Here is a 17,464-nt window from a genome sequence, read left to right as displayed (position 1 = left end):
AAATGTGATAAAATGTTCATGTGATATATACCATTCATTTAAAATTGTTTTTTGTCGAACTTAATTTTATAAGGATATATCACTTTTTTCAATTCTACACTTATTTTACACTAACCAATTCACAATAGAACTTGCAAAGATATACTAATTAGTATAAAATAATATTAAAAATTCTAATGAAGTTAACTTAATGGTCGTATAGAGATTTTACTTTAAATAGAAGAAAGTAAGTTGGAGCAAAGAAGTTGGACAAACTTAGACACAGTAAAATGCATGAGGGTGGGACAAGCTTAATTCTACCTTTTTATGTGACAAGTAGTCGTACAGTAGATTATGTATAATAAACGAAAGTTATACAAGAATAAAGGAAGACTAGATAAAAGTTTGAGAACACAACAATCTTAAAGGGGATAATTACACCTAATCACTAAGTGTTCAACTGAGTGGTAAGCAAAATCAAGTGTAAAATTGTAAAGTTACATATGGAGTAAATTATTAGGGAAAACCCTATGCGAACTAGCAGGCCTGAATGGTAGTGGAACTGTTGTAAGATGTTATGATTCAATATGAAGAAGGTTTTGCGAAAAGAAAGAGAAATACTGTGGGTGGTGAGTGAAACTGCGAAGCACTTATGAACTCTGTCTTGAGTGAAAATCCAAAGCACGTTAGTGAGAGCTGGTATTATAACCTTAAGAGATTTCCATTATTTAATGGGTAAGCAAATATAAGCGTAGCGAAGTTTTAACTTGTTGATGGATAAGTCAGACGTTTTCAGGTCAATTGCATTCGTTTATTCATTTTAAGTTGAAGTAAAACACACAACATTATTTTAGTTGTTAAAGTTGCTCTATTATACTAGAAACTGACAAAATAGTATTATGGATATCATAAAAAAATATTGAAAGAAAGAGGTATGAAATTGAAAAAGATAATTGGATTGTTGGCTGTTTCTCTAATAGTGATTGTTGGTTGTGAAAAAAAACATAAAGAACCTTCGAATATTTTCCTTAATTTAAAGGAAGAAGGATTTAAATTTTCAAAAACCGAATTAACTGATATAGATTTACCTATAGTTTATATAGAAGATGATGAAGTTGAAATTTGGGTTTATATTGGATTGAATGAAGAAGATAAAAAAAACGTTGGTTTTATTATGTATTATTATGATAAAAGAAACAAAAATCATGGTGGAAGAGTGACAGATGAAGGTGTCAAATTAGCTACTCCTGATTGTGAATATTACGATAAATACACAATAGAAAAATATGAATTGAAATAAAGGAATTGGGTATAACATCGGAACAGCTTGGGGAAGTTGCAATTTGGTATTATAGCAAATAACTATAGGTAATGCGCTGTTGTTGTTATCTCATTTTGCATAGTTTTATTTGTTTTTTACAGCGACAAACTTCTAAAAAAAGAATTTGCACTTGTTGCATTTGAAGTACGAACATTGCATTATAATATTCAAAAACCAATTAATGGTAAAGAGATAAAGGTGTTAATGTTTCATTATAAATAACAAAAAAATGAAGATATAAAGCAGGAATTTCAATAATGTCAATATAAGACGTGCCAATTATGATGCAATAGGATAAGCCAAAATTGTCACTTTACATAGTAGCATTATCAGATTGCTACATCTCTATTCAATCTTGGAAGTATTATATGATTAATTAAGCCGTAGTTTATTTACTCGTTCTCAGAAAAGTTATATTGTGAATTATAGTTTTATTAAGGAAGTGAAAACAAATGTGTTGATTTTAAAGATTAAGTTAGAAACTTCAATGTATTGGAAGATACGCTCTAAAATGAAGAATAATTATTTTGTTTAACGAGTTAAGTGACGATACTAAATACGAAAATTAATGCACTCCTCCTCTTTTGGCGCTATGTGATGCAGAGAAGCCCTTGTTGTTTATTGCCTAAGTCCTATAGAATTGTACATGGAGTGAGTAAGAAAAATATTGTTTATTAAAGTATTAGATTATGTCAAGAATCAAGTTAAGTGGATAGAAAATAAAAACTTATAGATTTAAAAGGCATAAATCCTTAAATTCAATGAGAGTCATATCGTTTAATTTTTCCTGAGGATGATAATTACTATACCTTTGTATATAATCGTTTATCTGTTTGATTAATTTTTCTTCGCTCGCAGAGACATTAAGTTCAATAGATTCACTTATCAAGTGAGAAAAGAAATTTTAACAGCATGTATTGTTATAACGGTTTGCTTTTTAGACTGAAAAATCGTAACCCCTAAATCATCTAACTTCATTAAATAGTGAAGATTAGTATATTATAAAAAAGACCTTATACCTTTAATGATGGTCCCTCTCATTATCCCTTTAGAGAAGTTAGATACTAGTGTAGCCTTTCATTGTCAAGAACAGGTAGGAAGAGTACGCATATGTAGATGATGCGGATGATGTAATTTGTAAACTTGAAGTCAGACAGACAGAAAATACAAAAGTGACAGATCAAACTAAAAATGTCTTTTATGTTGTTCAAGGTAATGAAGTAACTTCTCATTCACAATTACTTGAAGCGGCAAATAAGATTATTGATGAAACAACTAAGTATTGTGGAGGAAAAGGAAAGATAATCTTTGACTCAGAGTCTTAAAATATATATATATTATTTCATGATATACTAAAGTGGAAAGTGAGGCATTATGGAAAGATTGCAAGATATTGAATTATTTAATGGTGTCAATGCACAGGAATTAGAGTTGATTTCGCCAAAAGTGATTGTGAAACATTTTAAAAGAAACGAAGTATTGTTTCATATTGGGGATTCGATTCAAGATGTATTTATTATTCTTGAAGGTAACTTAGAAATCTGTAGTTATGATATTGGAGGAAACAAGAAACTGGTGACACTTTTAGAGGAAGGAGAAATGTTTGCTGAGTCAGTCGCATTAGGTGAAGATCATATTTCACCATTTGATATCATTGCTATGAAAGAATTAAAGGTTGTCTATATCACAAAAGAAGCAATGTTTGAATTTCCTAAAAAAGTGCTAGAAAATTTAATTCGTATTCTTTCTACTAAAAATACCTTTTTAACTCATAAACTGGAGTGTCTCAATAAAAATACAGTCAAGGAGCGATTGTATGAAGTGTTGAATTTTTATCATATCAAACAGCGCTCACATATCATAAAGCTTCCTTTTAATAAAACACAACTGGCAGAGTACTTGTGTGTAAACCGTAGTAGTTTATCTAGGGAAATCCATTTGATGGAAAAAGAAGGGATTATAAAAGCTAATAAACAAGAATATATATTGAATAAAGATTATTTTTAAAATGTCGGAATTATCACATATTAAATAACATCTCAGGTTTATAGTATACCTATAAAGGAGATGTTATTTTTTATGAAAACAGCAATGTATTGTAATCAATGTGAAGAAACAGTGGCAAATAAGGCTTGTACTGTTCGAGGAGTTTGTGGTAAGGATAGTGAACTAGCAAATCTTATGGATGAGTTAAAAGAATATCTTAAAGTTTTATCATTACAGATTAACGATGATAAAGAGGATAAACTGGAAGAAAAGCGATTTATTATGAACAGTATGTTTAAACTAATCACAAATGCTAATTTTAATCATGAAAGCATTCGTAAACAGTTACTGATTGCAAAGTCATATACAAAAAAAGAAGATGTTACACCATACTATGAAGCAAATGAGGATTTGAATGCATTAAAATCATTAATCATGGGAGGTTTGATGGGGATAAGTGCATATCATTCACATGCAATTCATTTAGGATATGAAGACAACGAAATTCATAACTTTTTAGTAGATGTATTAGCCACTATTAATGATGTAAAAGAGTTAGATGTGTTACTTGAAGTCAGTGATAAGTGTGGATACTATGGAGTTAAAGTAATGGAACTTTTAGATAAGACCAATACAACTGCATATGGAAATCCAGAAATAACAAAGGTTAATATTGGTGTAGGTAATCGTCCAGGGATTCTAGTGTCAGGTCATGACTTGAATGACATTGAACAATTGCTTGAACAAAGTAAAGATAGTGGAGTTGATATTTATACACATAGTGAAATGCTTCCGGCACATTATTATCCAAAACTAAAAAAATATACACATTTAGTTGGAAATTATGGTAATGCATGGTGGAAACAAACTAGTGAGTTTGAAACATTTCATGGACCAATTATCTTCACTACGAACTGTATTGTTCCACCAAAGGCAAATGCAAGTTATGTAGATAAAACATATGCAACAGGAAATTGTGATTATCCAGGATTTAAAAGAATAAAAGAATTAGCAGTTGGAAGCAAAGATTTCAGTGAAGTAATTGAACAGGCTAAATTATGTCAGGTTCCTCAAGAAATTGAGAATGGTGAAATCACCGGAGGATTTGCACACAATCAGGTATTAGCATTAGCAGATGTTGTAGTAGAAAATATCAAAAATGGATCAATTCGTAAATTTGTAGTTATGAGTGGTTGTGATGGTAGAAAAAAGGATCGTGGTTATTATGAAGAGTTCGCAAGAACGTTGAAGGACGATACGATTATATTGACTTCAGGTTGTGCAAAGTATCGTTATAATAAACTACAATTGAAAGATATTAATGGAATTCCTAGAGTTTTAGATGCAGGACAATGTAATGATTCCTATTCATGGGTAGTAGTTGCAATGAAACTAAAAGAAGTGTTTGAACTGAATGATATTAATGAATTACCAATTTCATTTAATATTGCATGGTATGAACAAAAAGCGATTATTGTATTACTGTCATTGTTGCATTTAGGGATTAAAGATATCAAAGTAGGACCAACATTACCAGGATACTTGAGTGAAACTACTGCTAACTATTTGGTAGAACACTATGGTATTAGTGGAATTAATACTGTCACAGAGGATATTGCAACATTTGGATAAGAAGGTGAAATTATGAGCGAAATGCTTGGAAAGAAAAATGATAAAGTAAACAAATTAAAAGATTTAATTTTAAGACTACATAATGGTGAAGATGAAGACAAAGTAAAAGAAGAATTTATTGCAGATTTTAAATATGTTTCTGGTGCTGAGATAGCACAAATGGAACAACAGCTGGTGAGTGAAGGAATGAATGTTGAAGAAATCATGAGTTTATGTGATATTCATGCCTCATTATTTCAAGATAATCTTGAAGAACTTCATAGTGGTAAAGTAAATCATCCTTTTGATTATTTTAGAGCGGATAATGAGTTTCTTGATACATTTATGAAGGCTAACAATGATAATATTACATTGGCATATGTGAATGAACTGTATGATAAAGTAGATGCACATTATGGAAAGAAGGAACAATTGCTATTTCCGCTTTTAGAGTATGTAGAAATAAAGACAATACCACAAGTAATGTGGGGTGTAGATAATGAAATTCGAAATGAATTAAAAGAACTGCAGTCAGCATTAATTGAACATAATGGCAGTGAAAATTTATATAAAGCAGTTCAGCAAAGAATTCAGGATATGATTACAAAAGAGAATAATGTGCTGTATCAGATGTTGGAAGAACATTTATCGAATGAACTTTGGGACAAACTGGATAAAGCTATAAAAAATAATGAAGCAATCAATTTACAAGAAGAAGAAATATCTACTCAAACTCTATTTGAAGGATATGTGAATTTGCCTTCAGGAAAAGTAACACCATTAGAACTGGAAAAGGTGCTGAATGTGTTACCTTTGGATATTACCTTTGTAGATAAAAATGATAAGGTTGCTTATGTATCACAAGGCAAGCATAGAGTGTTTGATCGTCCTCTTACAGTTCTTGGAAGAGAAGTAAAGTTATGCCATCCACCACAAAGTGTACATGTTGTGGAAGCAATTTTAGATGATTTTAAAGCAAAACGAAAAGATCATGAATATTTCTGGATTAAATTTAAAGGCATGTATGTATATATTCAATACTTTGCAATTTATGATAACCAAGACGAGTATTTAGGAGTTGTAGAAGTAAGCCAAGATATTAGTGGTATTCAAAGTATAACTGGTGAAAAACGACTGATGAATGAATAATCTAAAATAGAACTTAGCAAATTGCTGAGTTCTTTTTCTATATGTGAGATTTTGCTTGATTACAGAAAAAATAGAAGTAAAATGAAAATTTTAATAAGGCATAGATATTACTTTAGAAAGAGAGTAACGAATATGTTTAGAGAAATTTGAAGAAATAAAAAGGCATAAACAACAAAGGAGATTTGATAATCAAAAAACAGCTTAAAAAGAATAAAATTTCAATCAAAAATGGACTAATAAAACCATCCATTGCTACGAAATAATAGTTGTGTAGGTGATTGGAGTGATAAAGAAAAGGATAAATATTCAATCATTGCATTAAAAAAAACGGTCTCTCATTTAACAAAGAATTTTCTAATCAAGTAAAGTTGCTATACCAAGATAGAAAAATGATAAAATAAATTAAGGAGACCACTATGAGAATGTCAAGGGAAATGAAGAAAATACAACATAGCGTAACGACATAAAAAACTACTATAGATGTAGCTGGGAATAATTATTAAGATGAAATTTATAAAAATAAAATCTTTATTAGGATTAGAATGAATAGAGAAGATGTAGTTGGTAACTTTCTTAGCACAATTGACAAGAGCATTGTAAGGATACCCGCCCACAGAGCGTTTCTTAAGATATTAGGGCATTCATAGTTGATATAATCCCCTAGAGTAGACAACTAAAATATATAAAGTTGTAACTACGAAAGGAGGGATTTTTTCTTATGGGAAGAAAAAATAAGTTTATACCTGAACAAAGAGAACAAGCTGTACTTAGGTACATCAATGGAAATGAATTACAAAGAAGAATTGCAGCATCTTTAGAAATAGATGGTGCTTTATTTCGAAAATGGTTGGCAATTTATGAAGTGAGTGGAATAGAAGGGTTTATATCTTCCCCACACAACACCAATTATACAAAAGAATTTAAAACGAAAGTAGTATTAGCGTATTTAAATGGTGACGGTTCGCAAGTTGATTTAATGAAAAATATAAACTTAAATCAATAAGTCAAATTACTACATGGGTAATGAAGTATAATAGTCATGAAGAACTAAAGGATTACAATCCTAGAGGAGAAGTTTCCATGACGGAAAGCAGAAGAAAAACAACACTTGAAGAAAGTATAAAAATAGTAGAATGGTGTCTTGATCATGACAAGTCCTATAAAGATGCAGAAAGTGAATTTAATGTATCCTATGCACAAGTATATCAATGGTAAAACGACTCCTAGAAGATGGCGAAAATGGACTCGAGGATAGAAGAGGTAAAGCCAAGTTAGATGAAGACCTTAATGAGCTAGAGTTATTGCGTCGTGAAAACAAGCGACTTGAACGAAAGTTGGAAAAAGAACGATAATAGCATTAAAAAAAGTGAAGGAAATCGAAAGGAGGCGGTATTCGCCAAAGGGAAACAAGAACCGCAATACTTAGCAATTAAAGAATTACACGAAGATAAAGGATGGAGCATTAACTGGCTATGCAATGTATATGGCATTGCCAGAAGCAGTTACTATAAATGGTTAAATCGCAAACCATGAATTAGCTAATATAATTCTTGATTATGATGAGCGTTTTGGACATATATTAGGATATCGTAGAATGACGGAATGGATTAATGTATTGAATCACAAACAATACAATTATAAGCAAGTACATCGAATTATGATCTTACTTGGTGTACATGACATTATTCGTGCAAAACGAAGTAACTACAAAAAAGAATACTCCACAAGTCACTGCAGAAAATCTATTAGTAAGAGATTTTAGTGCATCAAAACCAAATGAGAAATGGGTTACAGATGTGAGTGAGTTCAAAATTAAGGGGATGAAGAAAAATCTTTATTTAAGCATTATCATGGACATATATGATCGTAGTATCGTAGCTGTGCATATCAGCGATAGAAATAATAATAAACTTGTCTTTATTACTTATAAATAAGAAAGCAATCATAAAATATGTAAGTATCTATAACAATACCTGGAATGAACTTCAGTCCAAAGTCCATAATAAGGAAATGATTTTTAATTTTAGATTCAATCGCATCTATTTTAGAGGATAGAAATTCAATTTGATGAATAATATTCTTAATAACACTTGATAGAATGTCGGAATGATAGCCAGCGGGGTGTTTGACGATTGTTTTTAAATCATGAGCTTGAGTTAAAGAACGGAATTTCTGCTTGGAATTAATGGTATTGAATAAATCATCAACCCTAGTTTCTTTAATCTCTTTAGCAGCACTATATTTCTTAAGTAAATTATAAAAACTGTCTGTTTTAATAGAAAAATTAATGAAAAGCTTAAGTTCAGGGAAAACATGATTTAAATAAGCAGCAAGTCGTATATATTCTCTAAATCACCGCTTAATGAGATTGTCTCTTTCTTTTGAGAAAAAAGTTAATTCATTATTAGAGAAAGAATCATTAATTATACGATTTTGATTGATAAAGAGAAAAGATGTAACCATAATAGCATCAACTTTATCATCCTTAACATCTGGAATGTTAATCCACAAAATCATTTCGATAAAAGAGAGTTAATTAGTTCAAACGAATAGGAATGATTGGAAAGGATATTATCATGATAGTGAGCAATGGATTCAAAACCAATACAAACATAATCTTTTTAAAAATTAGATGAATGAGAAGGAAGATGAAAACATCTATATTATTCTCAAAAGAAAAAGGCTGTATAACCACTTGATTAAACTAATCAATAACACAAGAATAATGAGTAAATTTGAAAATACCGATACCAACAAGATAGGTCATAAAAAGACGACTTTTTAGTTGATACAATTTTAATATATATTTCCAGCATCGATATAACAAGGCTTTTTCATTTCTTTGATATTTTTCAAAAATAGTAGGAGCAAATATTCCATCTCGTGTTGGAACAATCAATTCAATCGTTCCAACACGAGGCGTATAATAACACTCATAATAATCATTGCGCTGTGAAATATGTTCTTCATCTAAAACATAGGATTCTGCTTGAATATAGTTATATCTTTCCTTTGACACAATTATATGGACTTTGTCAGAATGAGTTGTAAATAATCTTATTCAATTGCTATTTTACATAACCTATATATATTGCTAATATAAAAATTTGATATAAATTTTATCAAGCTTGCATAAAATATTAGCATAGACATTTTCAAAAAAGAAAACTGCATTGTGTTTTTTGAAAACATAACCATGCATATATCGAATAGAATAACCATGGTAGCCAACAAAAAAGAAATTGGTGGTTATAAGGTTTATTATACAAATATTTGAAAACGTCCAATAATATGGCGAAAGGAGAAAGAAAAATGAAAAATAAAAGACTGATTAATAATTTTAGTGAAATGGTAGAAATAAGTTCTGTTTCAAAGTTTGAAGGAACTTACCATGAGTATTTAAAAAAATTATTCCAAGAGTTAGGGTGTGAGATGTATGAAGATAATACACAAGAAAAAACAGGTTTAGGTGGAAATAATTTAGTGTTTACATTATCAGGTAAAGAAAATTATGAGCCGATTTTCTTTTCTTGTCACACAGACACGGTAGAGCCTGGAGAAAATATCAAAGTAGCAATAGATAATGATATTATTTATTCAGCTGGTGATACTATTTTAGCTGCAGATAATAAGGCTGGTATCGCTGCATTAATAGAGGCAATCAAACAATTAAAAGAACAAAATCTTCCTCATGGAACAATTGAAATTATATTATCACCAGGAGAAGAAATCGGATTAATTGGATCGCAAGCATTTGATGTAAGCAAATTAAAATCCAATTATGGGTATGTATTAGATAGTGCAGGGAAGGTTGGTAATATTACAATCGCAAGCCCTACATTAATAAAAATGAATTTTCAAATCAATGGAAAATCAGCACATGCAGGTTTAGAACCTGAGAAAGGTGTGTCAGCTATTACAATTGCAGCAAATGCTATCGCAAAAATTAAAACGGGAAGACTTGATTCTAAAACAACAGTTAATGTAGGAACTATTAAAGGAGGAGTTGCGACAAATGTGGTTGCAGATAAGACGGTTGTCGAGTTAGAAATCCGTTCAATCTCACATGATACATGTTTGTCAAAAGAGAAAGAAATTCGTAATACATTTGAAGATATGACATATCAATTAGGTGGAACTATTGATGTAGAAAGTAATATTCTTTGCGAAGGATACGAATTCAACGTTGAAAACACAGTTGTGAAGAAAGCATTGGAAGCAGTTAGACATATTGGTAGACAACCAGAATTTGAAATTAGTGGTGGTGGCAGTGACGCGAATTCATTTAATACCAAAGGAAAAGAAACACTAAATTTGTCAATTGGATATGAAAAAATTCACACAACCGAAGAATATATACCAATTTCAGAACTGCAAGCAACAGTCGACTTAGTTCTCGCATTAGTCCAAAACCAAACAAGGGAGTAAAAACATGAAAATCGTAAAACAAGGAGGGATAATTACCTTAGCAATTATATTAATATCAATATCCATTAATATGTTTCTTGGTGCTCATAACGTAGCAGCTGGAGGCGTAAGTGGTTTGGGAATCTTAGCAGAAGCAATGTTCAATATTAATCGCTCTTATGTTGTATTAGTTTTAAATATTCTAATGCTAGGTCTCGCTTTTAAGTTTCTGGGAAAAGATGCATTTATAAGAATTTTAGCAGGAAGTATTTTATTACCTATTTTCCTTTACTTAGTACCCGAGTATCAATTAGTCAATGATACAATCTTATCTATTATATTTGGTAGTATGATTTTTGGAGTTGGTGTCAATATGCTTTATAAAATAAATGCATCTAGTGGTGGGACAACTATTCCTCCAATGATCATGAAGAAATATTATAATTTGAATCCATCATTAGGATTGTTATTCACAGATTTAGCTATCGTAACCCTTAACCTTATTGTTTTTGGAACAGATGCATTTTTCCTTGCAGTACTATCCTTAATTATTACTTCAATGATAATGAGTTATTTAGAAACTGCATTCCACCAAAAAAAGGTAATTATGTTAAGAAGTAATGAGCATTTAGAAGAAATAAAGATATTATTACAAAAAGAACTAAACCGAGGAGTTACAATGTTGCATGTTAATGGTGGAATGTCGGATGAACTTGGTAAAATGTTGATGATTGTTTTAAATCAACAACAGATGCAAAAAGCTCTAGATATTATCAACAAGATTGATAAACATTCCTTTGTCATTATTCACAAAGTTTCGGAAGTTCACGGATTAGGGTTTACATATCAAAATTTATAAATTAATTTACAGAAAGGTGATGAATTATGAATCCAGTTATAGCATTTACAGTTATTATGATGATATGGACAATAAGTGATGTAGTTTCAAAGAAAACAAAAACACTACTATCTTCCCTGTTCATAGCATCTATTATTTTCTTATTAGGTTTTAAAACAAATATATTTCCAGAGGATTTGCTTACTAGTTCTTCAATACTAACGTTAGGAACAACTATTGTTGGTTTTGTGATTGTTCACATCGGAACGTCAATCAGTATCCAAGATTTCAAACAACAATGGAGAACATTTCTTATTGGAGTAAGCGCAATTCTAGGGATTGTTACATTTCTATTTATATTCGGTTCATTGTTTGAATCAACTAATTATATTATCGCTGCAATAGCAGCAATTAGTGGTGGTACGATTTCAATTGTTATGGTGCAAGAGCAAGCACTACTTCTAGGTTTGGTATCTGTTGCTGTGTTACCCGTTTTAATTTCAGCATTTCAAGGAATCATTGGGTTTCCTTTAACTTCATTAATTTTACGAAAAGAAGCAAAGCAAATTCAAACAAAGTATCGCAATGGTGAATTAAAAAGTGTTACTACTGAAGCAAAAGAAGAGACCACTGAAGGGAAATTACCTCCGGCGTTACAAACAACAGCAGGAACTTTATTTATTGTTGGTTTGGTAGTCGTGATTTCTATGACATTAAGTGATTTGACTGGTGGAATTATTAATACATTTATTATAGCTTTATTAATGGGAATCACACTAAGAGCTACAGGAATTTTCAAAAAAAATATCCTTTCAGGAATTGATGCTTTTGGACTCATGATGTTAGGTGTATTGGTTATTATCTTTGGGCCTTTAGCAACAATATCATTCCAAGATTTAGTCGATTTAATCATCCCATTGTTACTATCATTTGCTGCAGGAGTAAGTGGAGCAATCGTATTTGCAGTTATTTCAGGAAAAGTATTGGGTTACAGTACTGCAATGTCAGTTGCAATTGGATTAACATCTTTATATGGATTTCCTGGCACAATGATTTTAAGCCAAGAAGCAGCGAAAGCTGTAGGTGAAAATGAGGAAGAGGTAAAAGTAATTGAAGATGCAATTTTACCTAAAATGATTATTGCTGGATTTTCAACAGTAACTATTACTTCCGTATTTATTACCAGCATTTTAATTAGATTTATTGCATAACTATAGGAATAAACAAAAAATCATTTTAAATCTATCCTTTCTTGTCAAACTAAGAAAGGATAAGTTTCTTTATGAAACTAACAGTTAAAAAGGAATATTGTGGATCACATCATTTCAAAAAATATAATATCACTAAACAAATATTTAATATTATATACGTCTTATTGAGCAACATGGAATATAGCTTATTCACAATAAAAAATAGAATTTATTCAAAACATTTAAACAATGTTACATTAATCAAGTTTTATTAAATTTAAAATTATTTAATATTGTGTTTTTTGAATATAAGATTATCAAATATAGATATATTTGTAAATTAATTTCACTTTTTTAAGGTAAATGGTGATAATCAGCAAGAAACAATCAAAATAAGAAACTAAAATTAAAAATAGTCTTCCATTCACGAACTATGGAGCACTCATTTTCAACATGTTCTAGCTACTGTATCCTTTTTATAAACAACATAGAATCCAGATGATGAAAGTTTCAAGCATCATAATATTCAAAATTTGAATATAGTGGTATTGTTAATTAAGAGGTGTAGTATGCAACATATATTTTCAAAAAGAGATCAACGTAAAATTCAAATTATTGAATATTTAATTGATTATCAGCAGACAACATTAAAGGAATTGTGCGAGGAATGTAATTTACCAATCAAAACAGTTTGGAGTGATATTAAGGAATTAAATAATATCATTACTCCTGTATCAATTGATGCAGATCAAAACGGAATCTATTTACATCTTCCTCCAGCTTATTCTATCCGATATATTTATATTCAATTATTGCATCATAGTAATGAATTTACAGTATTGGAATATGTTTTTTTCAATTCTAGGAGAAATTTAGAAGAGATTGCTGAATATATTGGACTAAGTGTTGCAACGCTCAGAAGGATAATCACAAATATTAATGATGGATTAGAATACTTTCAAGCAACAATAAAAACAAATCCTGTTTCAATTGATGGAAATTATCGCAATATAATAGACTTGATTAGTTATTTACTTTCAGAAAAGTATATATACGAAGAAGAATACTTACAGAGTTCCCAAGAAGTAGTGTTGACAGAACTCTTCAATAGTTCTTCAATCATCAAACAACATTTACAAAATTATCCAGACTACAAAAAAATGAAATTATGGATATATGTTCGTATTGTCTATTATAAAAGTCATCCTTATATTGCTGAAAAACCAATGCTAGATTCATATGTTTATAATCTTTTTGATTTCAAAAAAAACCATTTGGCTTATAAAGAATTTGAGAGAGTTTTTGAAATTGAATTTACTCCAGAGATTGCTATGTTTTTATTTGAAGTTTTCTGCAATAAAGAACATATCCTATCATTTGACGAACTATCAGTTCTAATGAAATCAAAAGACAGTTATTATCAATTTGTAATTAGGATTTTTGATTTATTGGATCGTCTTGCAAGTATTTATGATATTACTTTGGATAATAAAAATGAATTAGTTATAGATATCTGTAACACATTAACATTGCACGGTGCTCGCCCATATATAATTTATAATAAACGAAAAACCTTCATTCGTGAATTGACTCATCATCATTTATTATTTTATCAAACAACAAAAAAGTTGGTGAAACAAATATTTGGTGAAACATTAAGTGATGACAAAATTAATGAAATAATTTATATCATTATTACACATTGGGGAAATTTATCGATAAAACTTACTAATAAATTCCAATCAATTTCCATGGCTATTCTTATGGATACTGACGAGGAAAATATGGAAATTGTGAAAGAAATTTTACTCCAAAGAATGATTTACAAAATTGATGTGTTTAAACCATCTAGTTTATCTCTATCAACGATTGTTAAAGAATTACCGAAAATTGATTTACTAATTACAAATATTCCGGGATTAGATGACTTAGAGTGTAAAGTGATCTGTATACAAGACTATCCAACAACAAGAGATCTGATCCATGTTTTAGAGTCAGAGGAACACATTATACGAAGTAAGATGAGTGCTTAATATTACCTCAGTTTGATGTGCTTAAAAATAAGTCAAAAATAGGTTTAGATAATGGAAAGATTAAATTCCCTCGATTATAATAATTTTAATTGTTGGTTCTATTTGATATAATTTAATAATAAAAAGGAGGAATTCTTATGAGTTATGTGAAACCACAAACGGTATCTGGCACTACCACGAATGTCAGAATAATATATGATGGTGGTGAGAATGATTTTTCTGTCGCTATTGTAAATTGGAAAGGTCGTGAAATGTTTGCTATGAGATGGAATGGAGATAAAGAAAAACAATTAGGCTTTCCAGTGATGGGGAAAACACCATTATGGTTAGTCTTACCTGAGGGTATTGCTAAGGAGGGGGTTAATAGTATCATTAGCAAAGTTTATAATGGATAATGATAATAAAATGATGAAATACTAATTTTATCCAATTAATAGTATTTTAGCAATACAATTTAAAAATAAAGAAATTTCTAATATAGTTAGTAGAAATAATTGTAAAGATGTGCAAAAAATTTCATCTAATGCATAACTTATTCATTGTATAATTTAAATAACAAAAATACTGATAAGGCCCATATAATTGTGTAAAAGAAAAAAAAGTCACTGAAGACTCTGTTATGATGTTAGTGACAAAATAAACACATAAGGAGAATTTTATGATCCAACTAAATATTACTTTAGAATCAGAAGAGATTCAGGACATCGTCGAAAATAGTGGTGCGAATGATTTAGCGAAGTAGATATCAACACATATTTTTAATCAATTGATGGAGAAGGAAAGAGATACTTATATTCAAGCAGATCCCTATGTTCGAGATGAATAACGTGTTTCACAACATAATGGTTATTACGAACGTCATTATACGACTCGTGTTGGAACGACTGTTCCTAGAATACGTAATGGAGTAATTACTCCTTCTATTTTCGAAAAGTATCAAAGAAATGAAAAAACATTAGTAGCTTCTATGTTGGAAATGTATATTCAAGGCGTATCGACCAGAAAGGTATCTAGTATTGTAGAAATACTTTTGGATATACAGTGTCAAAATCCTTTGTAAGTTCCCTCACAAGTTCCTTACACGAAGTTGTGAAAGAATTCTTAAACCAACCACTTAAGAAGGTATATCCATTTCTATTAAGTGATATCTTATTTATTAAAGTGAGAGAAGCTTCAAGGGTTGTATCAAAAGCATTTCATGTAGTATTAGGTATAAATGAAGGTGGACAACGTGAAGTACTTAGCATCATAATAAAAGATACAGGATCTCATGAAAGTTGGAAAGAAACTTATACTTCGCTACAATCACGAGGTTTGAACGATGTAAATATGGTAATATCGGATTCACATCTAGGAGAAGTAAAAGCCATTAAGGAATACTTTGTAGGAGTATCCTGGTAAAGTTGAGAAGTGAATTTTATGAGAAATGTATTTAATAAGTTACCCAAGAAGTTCATCAAGAAATAAAAGTATTGTTTAAGATGTTCGACATTAAACAAGCAAGAAAAAAGCGAGATGAAATAGTAAATAACTATGAAAGTCTTTATCCAGCAATGGTGAAGTGTTTAGATGATGGATTTGAAGATTCGTTTCAATACTGTTCTTGTGAAGAAACCAAGTACTCAAGGTTAAAAAGTAAAAAAATGTTGGAGCGAGTAAACGAGGAAATAAGACGATGAGAGAAAGTAGTACAAATATTTCCTAATGATGAATCCACACTACAATTGATTGGATGTGTCTTAATAGATATTCATGATTAATGGATTTCAAGACCTAGACAATATATCAAATATGAAGATAATGCAAAAAGGTGGATTAATAACTAATCAATTTACTAACTCATAACACTTTTACACGTCATTCTGGACTTGACTAAAACACTATCATTTATTAATAGAAAAACATTAGAATTTGAAAAAAGACCAAGTAAAATAGGCACAGAAATAAAATCCAGTGTAAATCTATTTTTGAATCGGCCTTTTTTAGTGGACCAATACAATAGAAGCATTTTATTATTATCAGCACATGTGTAAAGTAAACGTTGCTTTCTGTCTTTTTTAACGCTAGGAGAAGGTTGAGATTTACAATAACGAACACGTCTAAGTAAATCAATATTCTTGACTTCTAAATACCCTTTATTAATAAACCAATAAATAGTTGCTAAAGAAACAGGAAGGACAATACTGTCACTGGATATTTAATGATATAGAGACTGACGCTTTTCTTTTACTTGGTGAGTAAGTAGACAATTCAGTTTTTCAATTTCAATCTCTGAGGTATGAGACCTTTCTCTGGATTTAAATAAAATGGAATAATACTCTTTATATGGTTAAGAAGGATTATAACGATATTTAGATTTACGATAGTATTTAAAATTATCACAATGATTGCAAATCCAAGGAGTCTTAGAAAGCTAGGACAAGATTCCAACCCAAAGTTAGGACAATAGTGATAACAATAGAACCCTTTGTGGAAGATACGAACATGTTTAAAATGTTTATCTTAGAAGTATTTAGAAAAGTAACGAGGTTTTTTTTCAGTTCTCTGGAAATAGTAGAAGTGGCTTTATTAAGAAATGAATCAGCTTTACGAATACTATGGATCTTGATAATACAATTTAATAATTCAGTTCTTTCTTCAATAGTGAAGTGATTTTTTAATTATTAATGATTTCTTTTCTTCTATAGATAGCGCTATTTATATTTGCAACATAACACGTTATTTTGCAAATTCAATAGTTTTATGACAATCGGTAGGTTGAAAAAGATAATTGGTATGGCTGTGGAATTTTTGGTTTATTTAAAGGAATAACTAACAACTAAAAAGCCCGTCTCACTATATGGGGACAGGCCTTATCAGGGAATAAAGAAACTATCATCTATATTGCTTTCCGTCGCACCTAATGTAACTATATTTGTTACTTGATGATTGTTCCTTATCTCTATTTACA

The 17,464-nt window shown here is 30.1% G+C and carries 14 protein-coding genes and 2 pseudogenes; 15 read left to right on the top strand and 1 reads right to left on the bottom strand.

The genetic code is table 11. The features are described from left to right. The first annotated feature begins 919 nt into the window (after positions 1-919). From J2S15_RS13025 to J2S15_RS12990, 9 genes are all read left to right on the top strand, one after another. On the top strand, positions 920-1,279 hold the full coding sequence (locus J2S15_RS13025) for a hypothetical protein (RefSeq protein ID WP_307409001.1): 360 nt from the start codon (positions 920-922) through the stop codon (positions 1,277-1,279). Between the two features lie 1,395 nt (positions 1,280-2,674). After that, positions 2,675-3,307: a Crp/Fnr family transcriptional regulator gene (locus J2S15_RS13020; RefSeq protein ID WP_307408999.1), complete on the top strand. Its 633-nt coding sequence runs from the start codon at positions 2,675-2,677 to the stop codon at positions 3,305-3,307. 72 nt (positions 3,308-3,379) lie between these two features. Further along, on the top strand, positions 3,380-4,918 hold the full coding sequence (gene hcp / locus J2S15_RS13015; RefSeq protein WP_307408997.1) for a hydroxylamine reductase: 1,539 nt from the start codon (positions 3,380-3,382) through the stop codon (positions 4,916-4,918). A 12-nt stretch (positions 4,919-4,930) separates the two neighbouring features. Continuing rightward, a complete protein-coding gene (locus J2S15_RS13010) occupies positions 4,931-6,046 on the top strand; it encodes a DUF438 domain-containing protein (protein ID WP_307408995.1) in 1,116 nt (371 codons plus the stop codon). A gap of 718 nt (positions 6,047-6,764) precedes the next feature. After that, positions 6,765-7,049, top strand: a complete 285-nt coding sequence (locus tag J2S15_RS13005) for a transposase (RefSeq protein ID WP_307408993.1) — start codon at positions 6,765-6,767, stop codon at positions 7,047-7,049. Between the two features lie 77 nt (positions 7,050-7,126). After that, positions 7,127-7,261, top strand: coding sequence for a helix-turn-helix domain-containing protein (locus tag J2S15_RS13000; RefSeq protein ID WP_307408991.1), 135 nt, complete (start codon positions 7,127-7,129; stop codon positions 7,259-7,261). Positions 7,262-7,354: 93 nt separating this feature from the next. Continuing rightward, positions 7,355-7,579, top strand: coding sequence for a hypothetical protein (locus J2S15_RS12995; protein WP_307408989.1), 225 nt, complete (start codon positions 7,355-7,357; stop codon positions 7,577-7,579). Continuing rightward, the gene (locus tag J2S15_RS20385; RefSeq protein WP_503128506.1) at positions 7,566-7,808 is read left to right on the top strand and encodes an IS3 family transposase; all 243 of its coding nucleotides are present in this window, start codon (positions 7,566-7,568) and stop codon (positions 7,806-7,808) included. Before J2S15_RS12995 ends, J2S15_RS20385 begins: the two co-directional genes overlap by 14 nt. Further along, positions 7,723-7,980 (top strand): DDE-type integrase/transposase/recombinase, encoded by a 258-nt coding sequence (locus J2S15_RS12990; protein WP_307408988.1) that lies wholly within the window; start codon positions 7,723-7,725, stop codon positions 7,978-7,980. The genes J2S15_RS20385 and J2S15_RS12990 overlap by 86 nt, the downstream gene beginning before the upstream one ends. 837 nt (positions 7,981-8,817) lie before the next feature. On the opposite strand, the pseudogene J2S15_RS12985 reads toward J2S15_RS12990, so the two are convergent. After that, positions 8,818-9,053 (bottom strand): annotated as a pseudogene (locus J2S15_RS12985) (transposase); the annotation flags it as partial. A gap of 305 nt (positions 9,054-9,358) precedes the next feature. On the opposite strand from J2S15_RS12985, the gene J2S15_RS12980 reads away from it, so the two are divergent. From J2S15_RS12980 to J2S15_RS12955, 6 genes and pseudogenes are all read left to right on the top strand, one after another. After that, positions 9,359-10,474, top strand: a complete 1,116-nt coding sequence (locus J2S15_RS12980) for a M20/M25/M40 family metallo-hydrolase (RefSeq protein WP_307408986.1) — start codon at positions 9,359-9,361, stop codon at positions 10,472-10,474. Between the two features lie 4 nt (positions 10,475-10,478). Beyond that, the gene (locus tag J2S15_RS12975) at positions 10,479-11,312 is read left to right on the top strand and encodes a YitT family protein (RefSeq protein WP_307408985.1); all 834 of its coding nucleotides are present in this window, start codon (positions 10,479-10,481) and stop codon (positions 11,310-11,312) included. A gap of 26 nt (positions 11,313-11,338) precedes the next feature. Beyond that, positions 11,339-12,502 carry a hypothetical protein gene (locus J2S15_RS12970; protein ID WP_307408983.1) on the top strand — a complete coding sequence of 388 codons (1,164 nt, stop codon included), beginning with the start codon at positions 11,339-11,341 and terminating at the stop codon, positions 12,500-12,502. Positions 12,503-13,050: 548 nt separating this feature from the next. Continuing rightward, entirely contained in the window at positions 13,051-14,514 is a 1,464-nt protein-coding gene (locus J2S15_RS12965; RefSeq protein ID WP_307408981.1) for an AcpB/EbpR/MafR family transcriptional regulator, read from the top strand. Between the two features lie 137 nt (positions 14,515-14,651). Then, positions 14,652-14,909, top strand: coding sequence for a hypothetical protein (locus tag J2S15_RS12960; RefSeq protein WP_307408979.1), 258 nt, complete (start codon positions 14,652-14,654; stop codon positions 14,907-14,909). Between the two features lie 263 nt (positions 14,910-15,172). Then, positions 15,173-16,274, top strand: a pseudogene (locus tag J2S15_RS12955) (IS256 family transposase). Positions 16,275-17,464 lie beyond the last annotated feature (1,190 nt).

The organism is Breznakia pachnodae, from assembly GCF_030814225.1.
Classification (GTDB): Bacteria; Bacillota_I; Bacilli_A; order Erysipelotrichales; family Erysipelotrichaceae; genus Breznakia; species Breznakia pachnodae.
Note: the sequence above shows the minus strand (reverse complement) of the source record. Positions and strands in the feature narration are given on the sequence as shown.